This window comes from Amycolatopsis sp. NPDC051071, assembly GCF_040682875.1.
Lineage (GTDB): Bacteria > Actinomycetota > Actinomycetes > Mycobacteriales > Pseudonocardiaceae > Amycolatopsis.
In genome coordinates, this window is sequence record NZ_JBFBBY010000022.1 from 44152 (window position 1) to 60599 (window position 16448).

Annotated in this window: 15 protein-coding genes; 11 read left to right on the forward strand and 4 right to left on the reverse strand. The window is 69.2% G+C overall.

The genetic code is table 11. The features are described from left to right. The first annotated feature begins 130 nt into the window (after positions 1-130). Positions 131-367 carry a DUF6480 family protein gene (locus AB0M65_RS10790; RefSeq protein WP_364024746.1) on the forward strand — a complete coding sequence of 79 codons (237 nt, stop codon included), beginning with the start codon at positions 131-133 and terminating at the stop codon, positions 365-367. Here AB0M65_RS10790 and AB0M65_RS10795 read toward each other — a convergent pair. Both AB0M65_RS10795 and AB0M65_RS10800 read right to left on the reverse strand, forming a co-directional pair. Further along, complete coding sequence (locus tag AB0M65_RS10795) at positions 354-1082, reverse strand: dienelactone hydrolase family protein (protein WP_364024749.1); 729 nt, start codon at positions 1080-1082, stop codon at positions 354-356. The genes AB0M65_RS10790 and AB0M65_RS10795 overlap by 14 nt on opposite strands. Before the next feature lie 10 nt (positions 1083-1092). Continuing rightward, positions 1093-2445: an MFS transporter gene (locus AB0M65_RS10800; protein ID WP_364024752.1), complete on the reverse strand. Its 1353-nt coding sequence runs from the start codon at positions 2443-2445 to the stop codon at positions 1093-1095. 259 nt (positions 2446-2704) lie between these two features. On the opposite strand from AB0M65_RS10800, the gene AB0M65_RS10805 reads away from it, so the two are divergent. The 8 genes from AB0M65_RS10805 to AB0M65_RS10840 are packed head-to-tail and all read left to right on the forward strand — an operon-like array spanning position 2705 to position 9599. Beyond that, a complete protein-coding gene (locus tag AB0M65_RS10805) occupies positions 2705-4174 on the forward strand; it encodes a 2-hydroxymuconic semialdehyde dehydrogenase (protein ID WP_364024755.1) in 1470 nt (489 codons plus the stop codon). Further along, positions 4171-4962, forward strand: a complete 792-nt coding sequence (locus AB0M65_RS10810; RefSeq protein WP_364024758.1) for a fumarylacetoacetate hydrolase family protein — start codon at positions 4171-4173, stop codon at positions 4960-4962. The genes AB0M65_RS10805 and AB0M65_RS10810 overlap by 4 nt, the downstream gene beginning before the upstream one ends. Continuing rightward, positions 4959-5891, forward strand: a complete 933-nt coding sequence (locus AB0M65_RS10815) for an acetaldehyde dehydrogenase (acetylating) (RefSeq protein WP_364024761.1) — start codon at positions 4959-4961, stop codon at positions 5889-5891. The genes AB0M65_RS10810 and AB0M65_RS10815 overlap by 4 nt, the downstream gene beginning before the upstream one ends. Continuing rightward, entirely contained in the window at positions 5888-6895 is a 1008-nt protein-coding gene (gene dmpG / locus AB0M65_RS10820; protein ID WP_364024764.1) for a 4-hydroxy-2-oxovalerate aldolase, read from the forward strand. Before AB0M65_RS10815 ends, dmpG begins: the two co-directional genes overlap by 4 nt. After that, positions 6892-7659: a 4-oxalocrotonate decarboxylase gene (locus AB0M65_RS10825; RefSeq protein ID WP_364024767.1), complete on the forward strand. Its 768-nt coding sequence runs from the start codon at positions 6892-6894 to the stop codon at positions 7657-7659. The genes dmpG and AB0M65_RS10825 overlap by 4 nt, the downstream gene beginning before the upstream one ends. Beyond that, complete coding sequence (locus AB0M65_RS10830; RefSeq protein WP_364024770.1) at positions 7656-8084, forward strand: RidA family protein; 429 nt, start codon at positions 7656-7658, stop codon at positions 8082-8084. Before AB0M65_RS10825 ends, AB0M65_RS10830 begins: the two co-directional genes overlap by 4 nt. After that, positions 8081-8602, forward strand: coding sequence for a 3-hydroxyanthranilate 3,4-dioxygenase (locus AB0M65_RS10835; protein ID WP_364024773.1), 522 nt, complete (start codon positions 8081-8083; stop codon positions 8600-8602). The genes AB0M65_RS10830 and AB0M65_RS10835 overlap by 4 nt, the downstream gene beginning before the upstream one ends. Position 8603: 1 nt before the next feature. Next, complete coding sequence (locus AB0M65_RS10840) at positions 8604-9599, forward strand: amidohydrolase family protein (RefSeq protein WP_364024776.1); 996 nt, start codon at positions 8604-8606, stop codon at positions 9597-9599. 10 nt (positions 9600-9609) lie between these two features. Here the strand turns inward: AB0M65_RS10840 and AB0M65_RS10845 are convergent, their stop codons facing one another. Next, the gene (locus AB0M65_RS10845) at positions 9610-10533 is read right to left on the reverse strand and encodes a LysR substrate-binding domain-containing protein (protein WP_364024779.1); all 924 of its coding nucleotides are present in this window, start codon (positions 10531-10533) and stop codon (positions 9610-9612) included. A gap of 26 nt (positions 10534-10559) precedes the next feature. Between AB0M65_RS10845 and AB0M65_RS10850 the strand changes: the two genes are divergently transcribed. Continuing rightward, the gene (locus tag AB0M65_RS10850; protein ID WP_364024782.1) at positions 10560-11753 is read left to right on the forward strand and encodes a carboxylesterase family protein; all 1194 of its coding nucleotides are present in this window, start codon (positions 10560-10562) and stop codon (positions 11751-11753) included. Positions 11754-11993: 240 nt separating this feature from the next. On the opposite strand, the gene AB0M65_RS10855 is transcribed toward AB0M65_RS10850, so the two are convergent. Continuing rightward, the gene (locus AB0M65_RS10855; RefSeq protein ID WP_364024785.1) at positions 11994-12860 is read right to left on the reverse strand and encodes an AraC family transcriptional regulator; all 867 of its coding nucleotides are present in this window, start codon (positions 12858-12860) and stop codon (positions 11994-11996) included. Positions 12861-12952: 92 nt separating this feature from the next. Between AB0M65_RS10855 and AB0M65_RS10860 the strand changes: the two genes are divergently transcribed. Further along, on the forward strand, positions 12953-16267 hold the full coding sequence (locus AB0M65_RS10860) for a DUF5107 domain-containing protein (protein WP_364024788.1): 3315 nt from the start codon (positions 12953-12955) through the stop codon (positions 16265-16267). Positions 16268-16448 lie beyond the last annotated feature (181 nt).

The following is a 16448-nucleotide window of genomic DNA, read 5'->3' on the forward strand; positions in this document are numbered from 1 at the left end:
ATTCGACGCTTCCTCTTCGGATCGATCCGGGCCGGAACGCGTTCAGCCGAGAACGACCTCATCGGCCAGGGGTTCGGACGCTCGCGTTCGGGTATCCGAACGGTGAGACCGACCGAACGGAGCACCGGTGATGACAGCCCAGCCGCCCGACCCGGAACCCGGGAAGACGCCCGACCTCGAGCCAGGAGGCGGTGTCTCTCCGGGCGGCACGCCGCCCGAGTCGGCTCAGACGTCCGGGCTCTCGCACCCGCAGCCGATGCCGTCCAAGGCGATGCCTGTTGCCTGGCTGATCCTCATCGGCGTTCTCGTCGTCTTGGCGAGCGGGTTCGTCGTGGCGCTGGCACTGGGGTGGCTCAAGCTGGGCTGACCACGGGCAGGCATTCGGCGAGCAGGCCGACGACGTCGTGCCACGCCCGTTCCGCGTGCCGCGCGTGATAGGCGACGCCCGGGAGCACGGTATGGTCGACCGTGGGGTGGTGGAAGGCGTGCTGGGCGCCGCCGTAGACCACGAGTCGCCAGTCGACACCCGCCTCCTGCATTTCCGCGGTGAACGCCTCTCGCTGCGCGGGCGGCATGATCGGGTCTTCGGACCCGACGCCGGCCCAGACCGGGCAGCGGATGCGTGCCGCTTCGCCCGGACGGCCCGTGGTCAGCGCGTTGATCGTCCCGATCGCGCGCAGGTCGACGCCGTCCCGGCCGAGTTCCAGCGCGATCGCGCCACCGGTGCCGTATCCGATGGCGGCGATCCGGCCCGGGTCGGCCCGCGGCTCGCGGTGCAGCACGTCGAGGGCCGCGTGGCCGATCTCCCGCATCCGGTCCGGGTCGGCGAGCAGGGGCATCGCGTACGCCAGCATCTCGTCGGGGTCCGAGAACCAGCGTCCGCCGTTGATGTCGAAGGCCAGCGCCACGTACCCCAACTCGGCCAATGCGTCGGCCCGGCGCCGCTGGAAATCGTTCAGTCCCGGCCCTTCGGGCCCGATCAGGACCGCGGGACGGCGGTCGGCACCGGCAGGGAGCGCGAGGTGCCCGACCATCGTCAGTCCGTCGGCGGGGTACTCGACGGTGCGTGTGGTGACCGGCATGAAGCGGACTCTAATGATCGTCGAGTCCGGCCGGGCGGGTGTTCACGGACAGCGGAACCGCATCGCGGTCGCGAGGTCCGTCCATTGTGGAATCCGTGCCGCGGGAAGGGATCAGCCGGAACAGGGCCATCGCGCTGATCATGCTGACGCCGCAAATCGCGGCCAAGTACCAGGTTATGCCGGCGGTCGAGCCGGTGGTGTTGAGCACCGCGGTGGCGATCATCGGGGCTAGCCCGCCGCCGAGGATCGCGCCGCCCTGCAGCAACAGCGACATACCGGAGAACCGGACGTTGACCGGGAAGGTGTCCGCGATGATCGCGCCCTGCACGCAGTGGGTGATCGGGACGACCAGGCCCATGCCCGCCAGCGCGAGCATCGCGAGCCCGGTGTTTCCGGTGTTCAGCAATGGGAAGAACGCGAGGCACCACAGCAGAAGCGCGGCCGACCCGGCGACGAACATGGTGCGCCTGCCGTGACGGTCGGCGATCCGGGTCCAGATCGGGATGGTGGCGAACCACAACACGGCCGATCCGGTCACGGACAGGATCAGGAACTGCCGGTCGTAGTGCAGGTTCTGGGTTCCATAGGACAGGGTGAAGACCATGAACACGTAGGCGACCGCCGAGTTCGCCACGCCGACCAGGAGGGTCAGTGCGAGCCTGCCGAAGCCGACCTTGAGTGCCGCGCCGAGCGGGAACCGGACCACCTTGTCTTCCTGAGCCGCCCGGGTGAACGACGGTGATTCGGTGATCCGCAGCCGGATCATCAGGCCGATCGCGACCAGTACGAAGCTCAGGAGAAACGGGATCCGCCAGCCCCATGCGGCGAACGCGCTCGCGGGCATCACCGCGCTGCTGGCGAGGAACAGCAGGTTCGCCAGCACCAGACCGGCCGGGGTGCCCATCTGCGGGAACCCGGCGTACCGGTTCCGTTGATCGGCGGGCGCGTGTTCCATCGACATCAGGGTCGCTCCCGCGCCTTCGCCGCCGAGCCCGATGCCCTGCACGATCCGCATCGCGACCAGCAGGATCGGCGCCCAGATACCGATCGCCTGGTAGTTCGGGATCAACCCGATCAACGTGGAGCCGACGCCCATCAGCATCAGCGAGACCACCAGCGTGGATTTGCGGCCGATCCGGTCGCCGAAGTGGCCGAACACCAGACCGCCGAGCGGGCGGGCGATGAACCCGACGGCGAAGGTGCTGAACGCGGCGAGGGTGCCGACCGTGGGGCTCAGTGAGGGGAAGAACTGCTTGTTGAAGATCAGCGCGGACGCGGTGCCGTAGAGGAAGAAGTCGTACCACTCAAGGGTGGTCCCGGCGAGGGTGGCGGCGGCGATCTTGCGGGGCGCGGGTGCGTTCATCTGCGAAAACCCAATCGACTCGGGCGACAGCCGATCGCGGCTGCTGGCGATGGGGCAAAAGCCTGACATCGTGAGGCATAGGCCACAAATGCCGAATTGTCGGTCTGCTATGCCAAGACTGGTATATCTCCACGGATCTTGCTCACGTCGTGCGTCGTCCGGCTGATCACGCGTGCCGTAGCCGGTATGCGTACACGGGTATAGCTGGCGAGCAGATACGCATTTGTTCCGCATGGCGAGTCCGGCCAGAGTGAACGGCATGACGCAGTCAGTGCGGTGGATCCGCAACTTCGTGGACGGTGAGTTCGCCGAGCCGGACGGGCCGGGTTTCCCCGCGGTCGATCCGGCGACCGGCGTGGAGTTCGCCCGCGTGCACGAGGCCGGCCGGGAGCTGGTGCACCGCGCGGTCACCGGCGCACGCGCCGCGTTGCACAACGGCTGGGCGGACACCCCGGTGCGGGAGCGGACCGCGTTGCTGCGCCGGGCGGCCGACCGGATCGAGGCCCGGTTCGAGGAGTTCGTCGCGGCCGAGGTCGCGGACACCGGAAAGCCGGTCACCCAGGCCCGCGAGCTGGACGTGGCCCGCGCGGTGGCGAACTTCCGCACGTTCGCCGACGTGATCGCGGCCGCCGGCCAGGAATCGTTCGTCACCGATCTGCCCGGTGGGGCGCAGGCGCTGAACTACGCGGTGCGCAAGCCGCTCGGCGTGGTCGCGGTGATCGTGCCGTGGAACCTGCCGCTGCTGTTGCTGACCTGGAAGGTCGCGCCGGCGCTCGGCTGCGGCAACGCGGTCGTGGTCAAGCCGAGCGACCAGACCCCGTCCACCGCTACCCTGCTGGCCGAGGTGCTGGCCGAAGTCGGGTTGCCCGCGGGTGCCTACAACGTGGTGCACGGGTTCGGCGGAGACTCGGCGGGGCAGTACCTGACCGAGCATCCCGGCATCGACGGGGTGACCTTCACCGGCTCGTCGGCCACGGGCACCCAGGTGATGCGTACGGTCGCGCCCCGGGTCCGGCCGGTGTCGTTCGAACTGGGCGGGAAGAACGCCGCCATCGTGTTCGAGGACGCGGATCTCGACGAGACTCTCGCCGGGCTGACCAGGTCGGTGTTCGCGAACACCGGGCAGGTGTGCCTGTGCACCGAGCGGGTGTACGTGCAGCGCTCGGTGTTCGCGGACGTGGCGGCCGGATTGGTGGAGCGGGCGCGGGGGCTGCGGCTCGGCGACCCGTCGGCGGAGCGGACGACCACCGGCCCGCTGATCTCGCCAGAGCACCGGCGCAAGGTGCTGGACTATCTCGCGCTGGCCGAGGAGGCCGGCGCCGAAACCCTGACCGGCGGCGGGATTCCCGAGCTCGGCCCGGAACTCGACGGCGGCTCGTGGCTGGAGCCGACCCTGTGGACCGGCCTGACCAACAAGGACCGGCCGGTGCGTGAGGAGATCTTCGGCCCGGTGGCCGCGCTGATCCCGTTCGACACCGAGGACGAGGCGATCGCGTTGGCCAACGACACCGAATACGGGCTCGCGTCTTCGGTGTGGACACAAGACCTGCGCCGGGGACACCGGGTCGCGCAGGCCATGCACGTCGGCATGTCCTGGGTGAACACCTGGTTCCTGCGCGACCTGCGCTCGCCGTTCGGCGGGATGGGGCTTTCCGGGATCGGCCGGGAGGGCGGCGCGTCTTCGCTGCACTTCTACACCGAGCCGACGAATGTGTGCGTGCGGCTGTGACCGCGCCGATCGAGGCCGCCACGGCCCGGCTCACGACCGCGGCGAGCACCGCGACCCCGTGCCCGCCGGTGCGTGAATTCCTTGGCACGCAAGATGTCGACGCGGCCTATGCGGTGCAGCGCAGGCTGCGTGACGAGCGGGTCGCGGCGGGCGCCAGGGTGGCCGGGGCGAAGATCGGGCTGACCGCGGCTTCGGTGCAGCGGCAGTTCGGCGTGTACCAGCCGGACTTCGGTGTGCTCTTCGACGACCTGCTGTACGCGCACACCGAACCCGTTCCGTACCGCCGGTTCCTGCAACCGCGCGCGGAGGGCGAGATCGCGTTCGTGCTCGGCCGCGACCTGGACGTGCCGGGTGCTTCGGTCGCGGACGTGCTGCGGGCGACCGAGTTCGTACTGCCCGCGATCGAGATCGTGGATTCCCGGATCGACGCCTGGGATCTGTCCATCGTGGACACGGTGGCGGACAACGCGTCCAGTGGCGCGGTGGTGCTGGGGTGCACCCCGTTCTCGTTGACCGGCCGGGATCTCGCCGCGACCGGGATGACCTTGGAGCTGGACGGTGAACCGGTGTCGTCCGGCGCGGGCCACGCCTGCCTCGGCTCGCCGGTGGTCGCGGTCGCCTGGCTTGCTCGCGAGCTGGCCGCCCGCGAGCAGCCGTTGCGCGCGGGCGACGTGGTGATGTCCGGGGCGCTCGGCCCGATGGTGCCGGTGACGGGTGCGGGCCGGTTCCGGCTCCGGCTGGACGGACTCGGTGAGGTCGACGCCGTGATCGAGGAGGAGACTCAGTGACAGCAACGGTTCCGGTCGCCGTCATCGGCTCCGGCAACATCGGCACCGATCTGATGATCAAGGTGCTGCGGTTGTCGAAGACGCTGCGGATGGCCGCGATGGCGGGTATCGACCCGGCCTCGGACGGGCTGGCCAGGGCCGCCAGGCTCAAGGTGGCCACCACCCACGGCGGTATCGACGGCCTCGCCGGGCTCCCGGAGTTCGCCGACGTCCGCGTGCTCTTCGACGCGACCTCGGCCGGTGCGCACCGGCGGCACGCCGAGGTGGCCGAGGCACACGGCAAGCTGATGATCGACCTGACCCCGGCCGCGCTCGGCCCGTTCGTGGTGCCGCCGGTGAACCTGGACGAGCACCTCGCCGCCCCGAACGTGAACATGGTGACCTGCGGCGGACAGGCCACGATTCCGATGGTGGCCGCGGTGTCCTCGGTCGCCCCGGTCGCGTACGCGGAGATCGTCGCGTCGATTTCGTCCCGCTCGGCGGGGCCGGGAACCAGGGCGAACATCGACGAGTTCACCGAGACCACCGCGGCCGCGATCCGAGAGGTCGGCGGCGCCACGATGGGCAAGGCGATCATCGTGCTGAACCCGGCCGACCCGCCGATCGTCATGCGGGACACGGTGTACTGCCTGGTCGAAGGGGAACCGGACCGGGAGAAGATCGCGGCGTCGGTGCTGCGGATGGCCGACCGGGTGCGCGAGTACGTGCCCGGCTACACACTGAAACAAGAAGTGCAGTTCGACCCGGTGTGCAGGCAGTGGGTGCCGGAACTGGGCCGGGAGATCTCCGGGCTCAAGGTTTCGGTGTTCCTGGAAGTGCTCGGCGCGGCCCACTACCTGCCGGATTACGCGGGAAATCTCGACATCATGACCTCGGCGGCGCTGCGCACGGCCGAGCGGATCGCCGAACTGAGGGGGTGGCTCGGATGAAGGTCTACCTCCAGGACGTGACCTTGCGCGACGGTATGCACGCGATGGGGCACGCGTACACAGTGGACCAGGTCCGGCGGATCGTGTCCGCTGTGGACAAAGCAGGCGTGGCGGCGATCGAAGTCGCGCACGGCGACGGGATCGGCGGGTCCAGTGCGACGTACGGATTCGGCGCGCACACCGACGAAGAGTGGATCACCGCGGCCGCGGAGGTGATCGAGAACGCCACGCTGACCACGTTGCTGCTGCCCGGTATCGGCACCATCGGACAGCTGCGCCGCGTCCGCGACCTCGGGGTGCGCAGCGTGCGGATCGCCACTCACTGCACCGAGGCCGACGTGGCCGCGCAGCACATCACCTGGGCCCGTGAGCAGGGCATGGACGTGTCCGGTTTCCTGATGATGAGCCACCTTTCCACGCCGTCGGCGCTCGCCGAACAGGCCAGGCTGATGGAGTCCTACGGCGCACACTGCGTGTATGTCACCGATTCCGGCGGACGGTTGACGATGAACGGGGTCGCCGAGCGGATCGACGCGTACCGGCAGGTGCTCGGCGAGCACACCGAGATCGGCATCCACGCGCACGAGAACCTCTCCCTTTCGGTGGCGAACAGCGTGACCGCGGTCGAGCACGGCGCCTACCGGGTGGACGTCGCGCTGGCCGGGCAGGGCGCGGGAGCGGGCAACTGCCCGGCCGAGCCGTTCGTCGCGGTCGCCGACCTGCTCGGCTGGGAGCACGGCGCGGACCTGTTCGCGTTGCAGGACGCGGCGGACGATCTGATCCGCCCCTTGCGAGAACGGCCGGTACAGGTGGACCGCGAGACGCTGACCCTCGGTTACGCCGGGGTGTACTCGAGTTTCCTGCTGCACGCCGAGCGCGCGGCCGCCCGCTACGGACTGGACACCCGGCGGATTCTCACCGAGGTCGGCAAGCGGAAGCTGGTCGGCGGGCAGGAGGACATGATCGTGGACATCGCACTCGACCTGGTACGGAGCAGCACATGATGGCCACCGAGGAGATCTCGGCGCTCGCCGATCGGCTGGACACCGCGCAGACCACGTGCGCGGACACGCCGAGCCTCGCCGACGATCACGCGTTCGACATCGCCGACGCGTACGCGATCCAGGCCGCGGTGGTGGCCCGCAGGGAGAGTCGTGGCGAGCGGGTGGTCGGGGTCAAGCTGGGGCTGACCAGCAAAGCGAAGATGGCGCAGATGGGCGTGTCCGAAGTGATCGTGGGCAGGCTCACCGACGCGATGCGGATCGCCGACGGCGGTGAGGTCTCGCTGGCGGGCTTCATCCACCCCAAGGTGGAGCCGGAGGTCGCCTACCGGCTGGCTCGCGATGTCGACCTCGACGACCCCGCGTTCGACGTCGAGTCCGCTGTGGACGCGATGGCCCCGGCGATCGAGATCATCGATTCCCGGTACCGGGATTTCCGGTTCACCCACACCGATGTGGTCGCGGACAACACCTCGGCCGCCGGGTTCGTGCTCGGACCGTGGCGCGCGTTCGGCGAGGCGGCGAACCGGGCGGTGCGGCTGCGGTCCGGGGGCCGCGAGGTGATCGGCTCGACGGCGGCGATCCTCGGTGATCCGGTGCGTGCGCTGCACGCGCTGGCCGAGCTGTGCCGGAAACGGGACATCACGTTGCGGGCCGGGCAGGTGGTGCTGGCCGGGGCTGCGACCGAAGCGGTGCCCTTCGCCTCCGGCGTCGCCGAGGCGGACATCACCGGGCTCGGCCGGGTTTCGGTTCGGGGGCTGACATGAGCGGGCGAGTGATTTCCGGGCTGGCCAAGCCGAGGGGGCGCTTCCCGCATGTGAAGGTCGCGGGAGAGCTGATCTTCGTGTCCGGCACCAGCTCCCGACGCCCGGACAACACGTTCGCCGGCGTCGAGGTGGACGAACTCGGCACCACGAACCTGGACATCCGGGCGCAGACCCGCGCGGTGATCGAGAACATCCGCGGCATCCTGCGCGAGGTCGGCGCCGACCTCACCGACATCACGCAGGTCACCACCTTCCTGGTTTCGATGAACGATTTCGGCGGCTACAACGAGATCTACGGCGAATATTTCGACGAAACGGGCCCTGCCCGCACCACGGTCGCGGTGCATCAGCTGCCGCATCCGCAGCTGCTGATCGAAATCCAGGCGATCGCTCATCTACCGAAAGACACGGAGGTTCCGCGATGACCGGCATTCCCGACGTCGTCAATTTCCAGGCCTGGATCGCCGAGCACGAGCATCTGCTCAAGCCGCCGGTGAACAACCGGACCATGGCGCTCGGCAACGATTTCATCGTGCAGATCGTCGGTGGGCCAAACCAGCGCACCGACTTCCACGTCGACCCCTACGAGGAATGGTTTTACCAGCTCAAGGGCAACATGCACGTGAACATCATGACCGGCGAAGGCCAGAAGACCATCCGCATCTCCGAAGGCGACACGTGGCTCCTGCCGGGCGATATCCCTCACTCGCCGCAGCGCCCGGAGGCCGACTCGATCGGCCTGGTCATCGAACGTGTCCGCGAGGAGGGCACGCTGGAGAAGTTCCAGTGGTACTGCCTCGAATGCGCCGCCCTGGTGCACGAAGTGGAACTCCAGGTGCGCGACATCGTCGAGGATCTGCCGCCGGTCTTCACCGCCTTCTACGGCGACGAGCAGGCCCGCACCTGCGGTCGCTGCGGAGCCCTTCACCCCGGGAAGGGCTGAGATGACCGGCCTGATCGACATCCACACGCATTACGTGCCGAACGGCTGGCCGGATCTGCGCGCGGACGCCGGACCGGACGCGCCGTGGCTGCGCGCGGAAACCGAGTCCGAGGCGATGATCATGATGGGAGACAAGGAGTTCCGCCGGATCGCCGCGGACTGCTGGGACGCGGAGACCCGGCTGCTGGACATGGACGCCGACGGCGTGCGCACCCAGGTGGTCTCCCCGACGCCCGCGTTCTTCAACTACGGCCGGACCGGCGAGCAGGCGGGCCGGATCGCCCGGATCTTCAACGACCTGGCGCTGGAGATCGTCGCACCGGCGCCGGACCGGCTGATCCCGTTTTGCCAGGTGCCGTTGCAGGACACCGACGCCGCGTGCCGCGAACTGGAACGCTGCCTGGCCGCGGGGCATCGCGGGGTGGAGATCGGCAATCACGTCGGTGACCAAGATCTGGACAGCGCCGGAGTGGAAACCTTCCTGCAGCACTGCGCGTCGCTCGGGGTACCCGTTTTCGTGCACCCGTGGGACATGGCCGATTCGCCCCGGCTGGACCGGTGGATGGCGCGGTGGCTCACCGCGATGCCCGCGGAAACACATCTGTCGATTCTGGCGCTGGTGCTCGGCGGGGTCTTCGACCGGATCGACGCGAGCCTGAAGATCTGCTTCGCGCACGGCGGCGGGTCGTTCGCGTTCTGGCTCGGCCGGATGGAGAACGCCTGGCATCGGCGGAACGACGTGATCGGCACCTCGGAGTTCCCGCCGTCGCACTACCTCGACCGGTTCCACGTCGACTCGGTGGTCTTCGACGAGCGGGCGCTGCGGCTGCTCGTGGACACGCTCGGCGCCGAGCGGGTGATGGTCGGCAGCGACTACCCGTACCCGCTCGGCGAACGGCCGGTCGGCGAGGTGGTGCGCAAGAGCGGCTTCCTGAGCGAAACCGAGCGGCGGCTGATCACCAGTGGTAACGCCGAACGCTTCCTGTCCCTGTCGTGATCGGACAGTCCTAATGCGACATGCCGGTGGCGACGTCGGTCAGGCTGCGGATCAGGGCGTCCACCGACGGGCTGAGCGTGCGCTGGGCGGGCAAGGTGAGTCCGACGCTGTGCCCGATGGGTTCCAGCGCCAGCGCGACCCTCGCGATCCTCGGGTCGTCCTTGGCGATCAGGCTGGGCAGGGCGGCGATCACGTCGGTCTCCAGCAGCAGCTGCCGCACGGTGAGGAACGAGGTGGTCTCCACCCGGTTCGCGGGCAGCGGGAAGCCGTTGCGGGTGAACAACTGCTCCAGCTCACGGCGCAGCGCGGTCTCCGCTCCGGGCAGGATCCACGGATACTCCGCGAGGTCGGCCAGCTCGACGCCGGTGGCGCCCGCCAGCGGGTGCGCGGTACGCACCACCAGATCCACCGACTCGTCGTACAGCTTGCGCCGCTCGACCCGCTCGTCCGACGGCGCTGTCAGCCTGCCGATGATCAGGTCGACCCGGCCCGCTTCCAACTCCACCAGCAGCGCTTCCGGGGAACCTTCCCGGACCACGATGGTCAGGTACGGCCGCTCGGCCTTGATCGCCGCGATGGCGCGTGGCAGCAACATATTCGACCCCGCGAGATGAATGCCGGCCACCACCGTGCCGCGCTCGGCGTCGGCCAGCTCGGCGACGTGCCGCCCGGCCTGTTCGAGCTGGGCGAGCACCGCCCGGGCATGTCCGGTGAACGCCTCGCCGAACACGGTCGGGGTGATGCCGCGCGGGCCGCGTTCGAACAACCGCACGTCGAGGATCTCCTCGAGTTCGTGCAGACTTCGGGTCGCCACCGGCTGCGTCACGTGCAACTCGGCGGCGGCCCCGACCACGGTGCCCTGCCTGGCCAGCGCGTCGAGCAGGACGAGATGGCGGAACTTCAGTCGGCCGTCCAGCAGGCGAGGCAAGATCACCAGCCGATCCTACCCGCGAGGTGCTTATGACCACGATTGTCCGAACCGGACCGATTCGCTATGCCACAGCGGCGCGGTTCGCGCCGCCGGTCGCCGCTTCGGAGCAGACGCCGTCCAGCGGGGAGATCAGCCCGCAGCCACCGTCCCGGCTGGACCGCGTGATGGGACCGCCGCGCGATCGTCTTCCGCAGGGCGAGGACTGTCTCAATCTCACGGTCAGCACCCCGGGCCTGGATGACGGACGCAGGCCGGTGCTGGTTTGGCTGCACGGTGGCGGCTTCTCCAGTGGTGGCGGGTTGCTGGACTGGTACGACGGCGGCGCGCTGGCGGCCGAAGGCGACCTGGTGGTGGTCGGCGTCAACTACCGGCTCGGCGCACTCGGCTACCTGTACCTGGACGGGCTCAGCCCGGGCAACCTCGGGCTGGCTGACCAGCTGGAGGCGCTGCGCTGGGTACGGGCCAACATCGCGGCCTACGGCGGGGACCCGGACAACGTGACGGTCGCCGGGCAGTCGGCGGGCGGCATCTCCATCCGGCTGCTGATGGATCTACCCGAGGCACATGGCCTGTTCCGGCGGGCGATCCTGCAGAGCGCGCCGCTCGGCCTCGCCACCCGCCCGCCCGAGCAGGCGGAGAAACTCGGCCAGGTGTTCGCCGACGCGCTCGGCACCGACCCGCGCACCGCCGGGATCTCGGAACTCCTCGCCGCGCAGAAGGAAACCGCGCTGACCAACCTGCGGCTCACCGGCGACCCGATGGAGCCCGCGTTTGTTCCGGTGGACACCCTTGACCCGGTGACCTTTGCCGACAACGTGCGCGACCTCGAAGTGTTGTACGGCTGGAATGCCGACGACATGACCGCGTTCCCCGGCGCCGCCGGAACCGACGAGATCTACGTCGAACCGCTGGCCGGTTTCGCCGACCGGCTACGCGCGGCCGGGGCCGGTGTCTTCTCGTATCGCCTGGACTGGCGGCCCGAGGGGTCCGAGTTCGGCGCCACCCACTGCCTGGAACTGCCGCTACTGCTCGGCGCTCAGCGGGCCTGGCAGGACAGCCCGATGCTCGGCAAGGTCCCGTGGTCCGAGGTCGATGCCTTCGGCGCTGCCCTCCGCGCCGTCTGGGCGACCTTCGCCCGCACCGGCACCCTCGACCCCGTTCCGGTCGTGGGCCATCCCGTCCGGTTTGGTCCCGACACTCCGCCCAGGGCGAGAAGGGCCTGACCAAAGGCATGGGAAGACGGTCCCGATCTGTTCGCCGCCGAGCCGATCGTGTCCCTGTTGGCCGCGATCGGTGTCGCGACGCGCTACACCCATCCGGTAGCGGTGGCGGTCGGCACCTTCTTGGCGCTGATGACCCAGCGCGATGTGCGGGAGGCGTTCAAGTCGCGGGACGTCACCGTTGCCCGTGTTCGCCACGTTGTCCAGCCGGTACGTGCAGATCCGGTGCGTCTTGCGCGACAACTAGTTCTTCCCGCGTCGGTACTCGCTGGGGCTGCAACCGTGTTCTCTGCGGAAAGTGCGCGAGAAGTAGAACGCGTCATTGTAGCCGATGGTCCTGGCGATCTCGGAGATGTCGCGGGAAGTGGTGGCCAGCAGCTCGCGCGCTCGGGCCATCCGCAGGCGCTTGGCGTATTCGACCACGCCGCAGCCCGCCGCCATCCGGAACAGGGCCGCGAAGTGCGAGGGAGACAGGCTCGCCGTGCGCGCCAGCTCTTTGACGATCACCGGCTTCGCGAAGTTGTGCCGCAGGTACTCCTGCGCCTGGCGAACCGGCTCGGTGGGCTGGTGGGCTTCGGTCAGCGCGTCCGCGGCCAGCTGCGCCAGCAGGGTCCAGCCCGCGCCGGAGGCCGAGATAAGATGAGGGAAAGTCTCGTCCCGTTCGAGGAAGCCGATGGCGTCGTCGATCGCCGAGACGGCCCGGTAGGCGTCGCGCACCTCGACGATGGCTTCTCCGCCGTCCGGCGTGACGACCGAGAGCAGCTCCGAGACCTGGGAGCCCGCGGCGTGCAGCCACCAGATCGTCCAGGGGTCGCGCGAGTCCGCCCAGTAGAAGTGCGGGCGGGATGGGGGCAGGACGAGCGCGTTTCCCGGCCTGACCAGGCTCACCCTGCCGTCGACCTCGCAGTGCCCGACCCCGTCGGTGCAGACGATCACGATGGCTTCCGGTGCGCTGCGCGGGCGGTGCATGCCGTGGTTGGCCGCGCTGGGGAAGTACCCGGCGTCGGTGACGAGCAGGCCCGAGGTCGGGGCTCGGCGCAGGGCCGACGCCACCAGCGGCCGCGGCAGCACGCGCAATCGCTGACCTGGGAAACCATCGGGCAGCAGCATCCGCACACCGTACCTCCGGCCGTCGAATCGTCCAGGTAACTCGGTCGATTCGGCCATCCCGCCGAACGAGTGCCCGGTCGTAGCGTTGCCGCATGTCACAGGGTGAATCGACGCTGATCCTGCCGCCCCGCCCCGCCGAGCACGCCGAGGCCGGGGTCGCGGTGTGGCGGGCGGGGGTGATGATCGACAGCTACCTTCCCGAGGCGCCCGACCGGTATCCCGCCTACCTGGACAGGCGCGTCTATCAGGGCTCCTCCGGGCGGGTGTATCCACTGCCGTTCCATGACCGGATCAGCCCGGTGAAGGCCCCGGCGGAGTGGGACGCGGTGCATCTGGAGAACCGCTGGCTGCGGCTGATGGTGCTGCCCGAGCTCGGCGGCCGCATTCATGTTGCTTTCGACCGCACCCGAGACTACGACTTCTTCTACCGCAACCCGGTGATCAAACCCGCTCTCGTCGGCCTGACCGGCCCGTGGATCTCCGGCGGAGTCGAGTTCAACTGGCCGCAGCACCATCGCCCCGCCACGTTCCTGCCGACCGACGTCGAGATCGAGCACGAGCCCGATGGCGCCGTGACCGTGTGGTGCTCCGACCACGACCCCTTCGACCGGATGAAGGGGATGCACGGCGTCCGGATGCGGCCCGGCAGCGCCGTCCTGGAGTTGCGGGTGCGGCTGTACAACCGCTGCGAGCGGACCCGGACGTTCTTGTGGTGGACCAATATCGCCGCGCGAGCGGATGAGGACTACCAGTCGTTCTTCCCTCGTGACGTGCGCGTGGTCGCCGATCACGCCAAACGCGCGACGACCGGCTTCCCCGCCGCGGATCGGGCCTACTACGGGGTCGACTACCCGGCCCGGCACGACGAGGTCGGCACAGTCGCCGGTGGCGTGCGGGTCCGCGGCGACCGCCTTGACTGGTACCGCAACATCCCGGTGCCGACCTCGTACATGTGTGTGGGCAGTAAGGAAACGTTCTTCGGCGGCTATGACCATGCCGCGCGGGCTGGGTTCGTGCACGTCGCCGATCGGCAGATCGCTGTCGGGAAGAAGCAGTGGACTTGGGGTGCTTCGGAGTTCGGTGACGCGTGGGGCCGCAATCTGACCGACGACGGTTCGGCCTATGTCGAATTGATGGCCGGGGTTTTCACCGACAACCAGCCGGACTTCTCCTTCATCGCACCCGGGGAGACGAAGGTGTTTTCCCAGTTCTGGTATCCGATTCAAGAGATCGGCCCGGTGCAGGCGGCAACCGTGGACGCCGCGGTGCGGGTGGACCTCCGGGGAACGAGCGCGCGGGTCGGAGTCGCCGTGACGGCTGACCGCCCCGGATGCCGCTTGTCGCTCGTTGACGGCACTGGGACCGAGGTCGCCGAGGTGCGTGCCGACATCGCGCCGGGCAAGCCCTTCCAGGATGCCATCCCGCTGACGCGGCCGGCTGATCGACTCGTGCTGCGCGTCACCCACGGCGACGAACTGTTGGTGGAGTGGGATTCCCTGGTCCCCAGCGGGGACGATCACGTCACCCCGGCACGCGAGCCCGCCGCGCCCGAGGACGTGCCGACCGTGGAAGAGCTGGCCGTGATCGGCGCGCACCTCGATCAGTACCGGCACGCGACGCGCTCGCCGGAGCCGTACTGGCGCGAGGCATCGCGCCGCGATCCCGCGCATGTCGCGGCCAATGCCGGGCTCGCTGGGCGCGCGTATCAGCGTGGTGACTTCGCTGAGGCCGAGAAGTTGTCGCGGGTAGCCGTTTCCCGGCTGACGACGTTGAATCCCAACCCGGTCGACACGACCGCGCTGTACTGCCTCGGGCTCGCGCTGGAGCGACTCGGCCGGACCGAAGAGGCTTACGACGTCTACGGTTCCAGCTCCTGGGCGCGTGCGTGGCGGGCACCGGCGGGCTATCGCATGGCGCGTATCGACGCCGCACACGGGCGGAACAGGGAGGCGCTGGCCAGGCTTCAGGATGTGCTGCGCACCGAGCCGGAGCACCTGCAAGCCCGTGCGCTCCAGGTGCTTGTGTTGCGCCGTGACGGAAAGGACGGTCAAGCGGCAGAACTTGCCGAAGCCACCCGTGCGCTCGACCCCCTGGACTGGTGGACGCGCGACTTGCTTGGCCTGCCTCTCACCACGGACGCGCAGACCTGCCTTGACATCGCGCTGGAGTACGTCGGCGTTGGTGAGCACGAGGCGGCACTGCGGGTACTCGACGTCGCCCGCGAGCGGGAGGGTTCTCGCGCGATCGGACAGACAGCGGCCGGGCCGTTGCTGGAGTACTACCGAGCCGAGGTGCTGCGCAGGCTGGGCAGAGACCACGAGGCGCGTGAAGCCGTGGGGAGGGCGCGAACTCTCGACGCGACGTGGTGTTTTCCTTCGCGGTTGGACGACGCGTTGGCGTTGGAGCGGGCGGCGAACTCCGACGAGACGGACGCGCGGGCTCGTGCGCTGCTCGGACACTGGCTCTACGCCAACGGACGCCCTGATGACGCGTGCGCGGCCTGGAATGCCGCAACCGCGATCGACCCGGATGATCCCGTGGTGTGGCGAAATCTGGGACTCGCGGCCTTCAACCACCTCGGTGACCCCGACCAGGCATGCGCGGCCTACGACACCGCGCTCGCCGTCGCGGGCGACGACGCCAAGTTGATCTTCGAACGTGACCAGCTCAGCGCGAGACGCGGCGTGCCACCCGGGCAACGGCTGGACTGGCTCCTGCGGAACCGTGCCCTGGTCGAGACGCGGGACGACGCCACCCTTGAGCTCGCGCACCTGCTGATCACCGCCGACCGGCTCGACGAGGCCCGCGAACTGCTGCTTGGCCGCACCTTCCAGCCGTGGGAGGGTGGTGAGGGCGACGTGCTGCGCGTGTGGGACCGGCTGTGCCGCTCACGATCCACGGTGGACGATGCGTTCGCGCCGCCGGAATCACTCAGCGAGGCACGGCATCCGCTCGCGAACACCGCGCAGCTGCATCTGATGCGGGGTGACGTGCTTGGCGACCGGGCGGAGTGGGAGCTGGCCGCCGCGCAGCAGGGCGACTTCGTGGGGATGAGCAGCCAGCCCTACTCCGAGGCGACCTACTCTTCGGTGCTCGCGCTACGCAGGCTTGGTCGCACTGAGGAAGCCGACCGGCTCACCGAGGCATTGCGCGCCTTTTGCGACACGTTGGAGGCGAGCCCGGCGACCGTGGACTACTTCGCGACTTCGCTGCCATCGATGTTATTGTTCACCGAGGACCTGGCCGCCGCGCAGCTGCGCCGAGTCGGTTTTTTGCGGGCACAGCTCGACATTCTCGACGGACAGCACGCACGCGCGGGTGACCGGTTGGCCGCGCTGCTGGCTGACGACCCGCACCACGTCGACGCGCTGGACCTCGCCCGATCGATCCGGACTCCGACGCGGTGACGGCGTCTGTGCACCGTCACCGCGCGCGGGATTCCTTAGTGTCTGTTGGTGAACCCGCATCCGCGATCGACGTCGGCAGGGCGCTGCTTGGTCATATCCGTCGCGGTGGCAGGTCAAGGCGCCCTGCCACCGCGATAGCGGGGCCTTCGGCCGGGGCGGGTTCACGCGTTTGGTCGCTTTT